Annotated in this window: 2 protein-coding genes; both read right to left on the bottom strand. The window is 64.7% G+C overall.

The features are described 5' to 3' along the window. On the bottom strand, nucleotides 1-1,105 hold a 1,105-nt coding region (locus VB775_RS10190; RefSeq protein WP_323216765.1), incomplete at its 3' end, for an MFS transporter. Between the two features lie 67 nt (nucleotides 1,106-1,172). Then, a partial coding sequence (locus VB775_RS10185) for an ABC transporter permease (RefSeq protein WP_323216764.1) occupies nucleotides 1,173-2,655 on the bottom strand: 1,483 nt, incomplete at its 5' end.

Below are 2,655 nucleotides of genomic sequence, written 5' to 3'. Positions count from 1 at the left end.
ACACTAAAATCATAATTACTAAACCTACGCCTAGTTTATATTCTGTGCCAATGCAGTATTTCTGTAGTTCTCCCAATGCCACTGGACAAGTGGTAGCAACTTCTTGAGATATACCGACAATTAACGCACCTGCGATCGCGCCATAGGGATTACCAATGCCACCCAAAATCACCGCCACGGATTGCCCGAAACGGACAAATTTCAACGACACCATGGCCGCGATCAGCGTCATCGCGGCCAGAAGCGCGGGTTGAGCGATAAGGCGATGAAATTGCATCGCATACGAGTTCGCCGAAACCCCGTAGGAGCGGGCCGCGGCGATCTTCCCGGGCAGCTCGTAGATCGGGATCGAGTTGGCCGGCGCCAGCGATTCGCCGAGGAACTCGGCCCTGAGATTTGTCGGTATCGAAAGGTCCGCGACCGATTCGGCGGGCATGCCGGCCAGATAGCGGGTGACCCCTTCGAGGTGCCAGGCGCCGTCGGCGAGTTCGGCGATCAGCGGCCGGTGAACCTTGGCTTTCGAGGCGCGCGGGCGCGGGCTGATGAAGCGGAAGGCGACGAGCATCGGCAGGGTGGCGAGCACCGAGACGAGCATCGCCGTCCCCGGGCTGAAACCGTCGATCAGCAAGCCGCCGAGCGCCGGGCCGATCAGCCGGGCGATGTTGAAGTTGATCGAGATGACGGTGATCGCCCGCGGGATCTCCTCCTGCGGCACCAAGAGCGGCACCAGCGTAAGCCGGATCGGGTGGTTGGCGCTCTGGGTCAGGCCGAACAGGAAGGCGATCACGGTCAGGCCGCAGATGTCGAGCGCGCCGGCGGTGTGGACGAGGAGCAGGGCGAGCATGATGGCGCCCAGCATCGCCTGCGTCGCCATCGCGCCGCGCTTGATGTCGATGCGGTCGGCGATGACGCCAAAGAAGGGGCCGGCGAGAAGCGTCGGCGCGAACAAGAGCGAGGAGACGAGCCCGACCCAGGCGGCCGAACCGGTATAGGCCCAGGCGAGCCAGCCGACGACGATGCGGTTGATCCACAGGCCGTTGAGCGAGATGAAATTGACGGCGAGATAGAGCGTGAAGGAAGACTGGCCGAGCGGCGACGCGGACATCGAGAACGAATTCCTGAACGACTGCTAAAAAGCGGCGGGCGCCCCGGGTGAGCGCCCGTCGGAGGAATTACAGCCCGAGCGATCCCTTCGCCTGCCGTCTGGCGTAGACGAAGAAGGCCATGGCGAAGAGGCTCATCAGCGCCGACCAGAGCAGGCCGAGGGCCGCCACTTCCGAGAACTGGCCGTTGATGGCGCGGTCGAAGATGGCGACCGCGATCGTCTTGGTGTCGGGCCCGGCGAGGATGATCGCTGTCGACAGGTTGCGCGAGGCGTTCAGGAAGACGAAGAGCCAGCCAGCGATGATCGAGGGCAGGATCAGCGGCACCACCACGCGCCGGAGTGAGCCGAACCACGAAGCGCCCGACGTGCCGGCCGCTTCCTCCAGTTCGTTGTGGATCTGCAATGCCCCGTTGAAGGCGTAGCGCATGCCGTAGGGCAGGTAGTGGATGGTGAAGGCGATGACGACGATGGTCATCGTCGAGTAGAGCGGGATCGGCGAGCGGAGCGCCACGTCCATCATCGCCACCGACAGCACCAGGCCCGGCAGGAGCAGCGGCAGGGTGGCGAGCTGGTCGATCGCCACGTTGTAGACGCGCCGGCGCGCCACTAGCCAGCCGGCCACCAGCATCAGCGCCATCGTCGCGGTCGCGGCGAGCGCCGCGATCAGCATCGTGTTGACGACGAGTTCGAGATAGCTCTTATCGGTCAGGACGGTGATGAAGTTTTCCAGGCTCAGCGTATCGAAGGCCGAAAAGGAAAAGGCGCGCACGTAGGGGGTGACGGCCACCCACATCAGCGTCGCCAGCGGAATGACGAGGACGATGGCGACGTTGACGAGGACGAGCGCGGTGCCGGCAAAGCGCCAGCGGCCGAGGTCGATCGGCCGCGGGCGGTAGCCCTTGCCGGTGACAGTGGCGTAGCGGGCGGCGTTCTGGTTGATGCGTGAGTAGAAATACATCAGCACGGCGACGGCAAGCGTGAGCACCAGCGAGAAGGCGCTGGCGTGGCCGATGCTCGGCGGCACGGTGCGGATGGAATCGTAGATGTCGGTGGTGAGCACATCGATGCTCGCCGCGGTGCCGACGAGCTTCGGCACGTCGAAGGCGGTCAAGGCATTGACGAAGATGAAGAGCCCGGCGGCGAGTGCCGCGGGGGCGGCGAGCGGGATCGAGACGCGGCGCATCATGCCGAATACGGTCGCCCCGCTCATGCGCGCGGCCTCTTCCAGTTCGGCATTGGCCGAGCGGAAGCTTGCGGCAAACAGCAGGAACGTCATCGGCAGCCAGCCGAAGGCCTCGATCAGCACCATGCCGGACATCGACGAGACGTTGAAGATGACGCCGCTGTTGCCGGTCAGCTCGCGGTAGAGGGCGTTGACCGGGCCGACGGGGCCGAGGAAGAACATCCAGGCCGGGACGTAGATGATGAGCGGCACCGACAGCGACACGAAGGTCGTCAGGTACGCCAGGCTGCGCATCGGCGTCTCGGTGCGCTCGACCACCCAGGCGAGCGTGCCGCCGAGGACGAGCGCCACCACTGTCGAGAGCGCC

This window comes from Pseudanabaena sp. CCNP1317 (assembly GCF_034931345.1).
Classification (GTDB): Bacteria; Cyanobacteriota; Cyanobacteriia; order Pseudanabaenales; family Pseudanabaenaceae; genus Pseudanabaena; species Pseudanabaena galeata.
Note: the sequence above shows the minus strand (reverse complement) of the source record. Positions and strands in the feature narration are given on the sequence as shown.